General features: G+C 72.7%; 4 protein-coding genes. 2 read left to right on the forward strand and 2 right to left on the reverse strand.

Going from position 1 to position 3,309, the window contains the following annotated elements; translation table 11 throughout:
* On the forward strand, positions 1-600 hold a 600-nt coding region (locus ABZ749_RS32265; protein ID WP_357234509.1), incomplete at its 5' end, for a S1 family peptidase.
* Positions 601-676: 76 nt separating this feature from the next.
* Here the strand turns inward: ABZ749_RS32265 and ABZ749_RS32270 are convergent.
* Positions 677-1,300 carry a DUF998 domain-containing protein gene (locus tag ABZ749_RS32270; RefSeq protein WP_357234512.1) on the reverse strand — a complete coding sequence of 208 codons (624 nt, stop codon included), beginning with the start codon at positions 1,298-1,300 and terminating at the stop codon, positions 677-679.
* Positions 1,301-1,420: 120 nt separating this feature from the next.
* The gene (locus tag ABZ749_RS32275; protein WP_357234515.1) at positions 1,421-2,155 is read right to left on the reverse strand and encodes a DUF998 domain-containing protein; all 735 of its coding nucleotides are present in this window, start codon (positions 2,153-2,155) and stop codon (positions 1,421-1,423) included.
* A 154-nt stretch (positions 2,156-2,309) separates the two neighbouring features.
* Between ABZ749_RS32275 and aspS the strand changes: the two genes are divergently transcribed.
* The coding region (aspS, locus tag ABZ749_RS32280) for an aspartate--tRNA ligase (protein WP_357234518.1) at positions 2,310-3,309 on the forward strand (1,000 nt) is incomplete at its 3' end.

Below are 3,309 nucleotides of genomic sequence, written 5' to 3' on the forward strand. Positions count from 1 at the left end.
GAGGCCGAGGCGGGCGTGCTGAGCACCCGGATCTCCGGCGGCCAGGCCATCTACGCCGGCGGGGGCGGGCGTTGCTCGCTCGGCTTCAACGTGCGCAGTGGCAGCACCTACTACTTCGTGACGGCTGGGCACTGCACCAACATCTCGGCCAGCTGGTACTCGAACTCCGGCCAGACCTCGCTGATCGGCACCCGTACCGGCACCAGCTTCCCGGGCAACGACTATGGCATCGTGCGGCACAGCAACTCGGCCAACGCCGCCGGCAACGTCTCCCTCTACAACGGCAGCTTCCGCGACATCACCGGCTCCGGTAACGCCTCCGTCGGCCAGTCGGTGCAGCGCTCCGGCAGCACCACCGGCCTGCGCAGCGGCTCGGTGAACGCCACCAACGCCACGGTGAACTACGCCGAGGGTTCGGTCTCCGGTCTGATCCGCACCAACGTCTGCGCCGAGCCGGGCGACAGCGGCGGCTCGCTCTTCGCCGGCGGCACCGCCCTGGGTATGACCTCCGGTGGTAGCGGCAACTGCCGCACCGGTGGCACCACCTACTTCCAGCCCGTCACCGAGGCCCTGAGCCGCTACGGCGTCAGCGTCTTCTGATCCACGCACCGCTCGCGGGCCGCCGGAACACTCCGGCGGCCCGCGTCGCGTTGACAGCCACCGAACACGATGACGCTCAGCCGGGCCCGGACGGTCCCGGTAGACGCCGGGAGACCAGCACGGCGGCCAGCGGTACGCCCGCCTCGGCGGCCGCCGCCAGCCGTTCGGTCAGCCCGATCCATGCTCCGTCGGTGAAGAGCTCGGCGGCGAACCAGCCGACCAGCGCGAGGAGGACCACCGCCGCCGCGAGCGCCAGCGGGCGTACGAAAGCCGGAGCGTGGCGGTGCTCCCGGTCGAGAGACGGCCTCGCGCGACGCGGCACCGCCAGGGCCGGCCAGACGGCCAACGCCCCGAACGCCACACCGGCGGCCACGGCGTGGGTCGTCGAGTCACCGGTCGGGCGCTGCGGGAACGCGCCCACGACCAGGGTCGCCAGCCCGCCCAGTGCGAGTAGCGCTCGGCCCGCCGGTGCGGCGCTGACCAGGCCGAGCGCGGTCGTCAGGTGGCAGAGGCCCAGGCCGACCAGCCCGACCGTCATGATCCAGCGATGGTCCGCACCCGTGGCGGCGAGCGCGCTGATGGTCTGCCGCACCGGGTCGAATCCGTCGGGCTGGGCAGCCTGCGCCAGGGTCCAGCCGCCGACAAGGAACAGTGGTGCGCCGCCGGCTGACAGCAGGGCCCAACGGGGAGCGGTGGACATCGGGCGATCGTAACGATGCGAGACCGGCGCTGCTTCCGGGCCGCATGCTCGGGCTGACCGGCCGCCGGTTCGGACGCTCGAACAGGCCCGGGCGCCGGAAAGATCAGACGGGCCGGCGACTCACGGCAGCCGGTCGGGGCGCCCGGAAGCAGGCCCGCTCGGTGGTCCGAGGGGATCAGGGGGTACGACGCCGATGCTCGGCAGGTCCGGGCCGACGCGTACGGTGCCGCCGGTCGACCAGGCGAGGTGTGCCCGCCGGGCGGAGAGGACCGCCAGCAGCGGCCAGAGGGAGACCGCCACCGCCGTCACCCGCTCGGCCAACCCCGTGCGGGAGCCACTGGTCACCTCGAACGCGCACCAGCCGAAGAGCGCGAGCAGCACGAGCGTGGCGCTCAGCCCGACCGCCCGGCGGAACGCCCAGGGCGGCTCCGGTCGGGTGGGGTGCTCGGTGTCGTGGCCGCGCGGCAGCCGCAGTGCCGAGCCGGCCGGCCAGAGCACCAGGGCGAGAACGGCCACCGTCGCCGCGACGCCGTGGCTGAGTGAACCGCCGACCGGCGGCCGGGGAAAGGCGACGAGCGCGATGGTGGCCACCCCACCGATCGCGAGCAGGAAGCGGCTGGGCAGCCCGGCCGCGTGCAGGACGGCGGCGACCGACAGGTAGCAGCAGCCGAGCAGCACTAGGGCCACCACCATGATCCACGCGTCGGTGGCGTCCTGTCCTGCCAGCTCGCTGATGGTGTCCCGGACCGGGTCGTACCCGACGGGCTGTCGAGCCTCCGCCACCGTCCAACCGGCCACCAGCAGCACGGGTGCCGCCGCCGCCGTGGCGACGGCCCAGTTCGGTACGGGCCGCATTTCGCCACGTTAACCGGCTCGCCTGCCGGGGGAGTCGGGTTCGCCGGTCCACCCCACCAGCGAATCGTGCCGGCCTGCCGGGTGCCCGGAGGCGGGGCGGCCACCCCTGACAGAATGCGGGTGAGGACTGTTCCACGATGAGGAGTTGCCAGCCGTGATCCGTACCCACAATGCCGGAAGCCTGCGCGCCGCGGACGCCGGCTCGACGGTGACGCTCGCCGGCTGGGTGGCCCGCCGCCGCGACCACGGCGGGGTCATCTTCGTCGACCTGCGCGACGGTTCCGGTGTTGTCCAGGTGGTGTTCCGCGAGGAAGACGCGCACGCGCTGCGCAACGAGTTCTGTGTGAAGGTCGTCGGTGAGGTGACCCGCCGACCGGCCGGCAACGAGAACCCGGAGCTGCCCACCGGTGAGGTCGAGGTGACCGTCGTCGAGCTGGAGGTGCTCTCCGAGGCGGCGCCGCTGCCGCTGCCGGTGGACGACCAGATCGAGGCCGGCGACGACATTCGACTCCGGTACCGCTACCTGGACCTGCGTCGCAGCGGCCCGGCGAACGCGCTGCGGCTGCGCTCGCGCGCCAGCCAGCTGGCCCGGGGCGTGCTGCACGAGCGGGACTTCCTGGAGATCGAGACCCCGACGCTGACCCGCTCGACTCCGGAGGGCGCCCGCGACTTCCTGGTGCCGGTGCGCCTTCAGCCCGGCAGCTGGTACGCGCTGCCGCAGTCGCCGCAGCTGTTCAAGCAGCTGCTGATGGTGGGCGGCATGGAGCGGTACTACCAGATCGCCCGCTGCTACCGCGACGAGGACTTCCGCGCCGACCGGCAGCCGGAGTTCACCCAGCTCGACATCGAGATGTCGTTCGTGACCGAGGACGACGTGATCGACCTTGGTGAGGCGATCGTCTCGGCGCTGTGGAAGGACCTGGCCGGGCACGAGATCAGCCGTCCGATCCCGCGGATCACCTGGCACGACGCGATGGCACGGTACGGCTCGGACAAGCCGGACCTGCGCTACGGCGTCGAGCTGACCGAGCTGACCGAGTACCTGCGCGGCACCGAGTTCCGGGTCTTCGCCGGGGCCATCGACGCGGGCGGGTACGTCGGCGCGGTGGTGATGCCGGGCGGCGCGGCGCAGAGCCGCAAGGAGCTGGACGGCT

Origin of the sequence: Micromonospora sp. NPDC047753, assembly GCF_040642735.1 — a bacterium.
GTDB lineage: Bacteria > Actinomycetota > Actinomycetes > Mycobacteriales > Micromonosporaceae > Micromonospora.

What these genes read in the sequence shown, in the direction of transcription:
- ABZ749_RS32270 (WP_357234512.1), bottom strand. Translation starts at nt 1,300, where the DNA reads ATGTCCACCGCTCCCCGTTGGGCCCTGCTGTCAGCCGGCGGCGCACCA.
- ABZ749_RS32275 (WP_357234515.1), bottom strand. Translation starts at nt 2,155, where the DNA reads ATGCGGCCCGTACCGAACTGGGCCGTCGCCACGGCGGCGGCGGCACCC.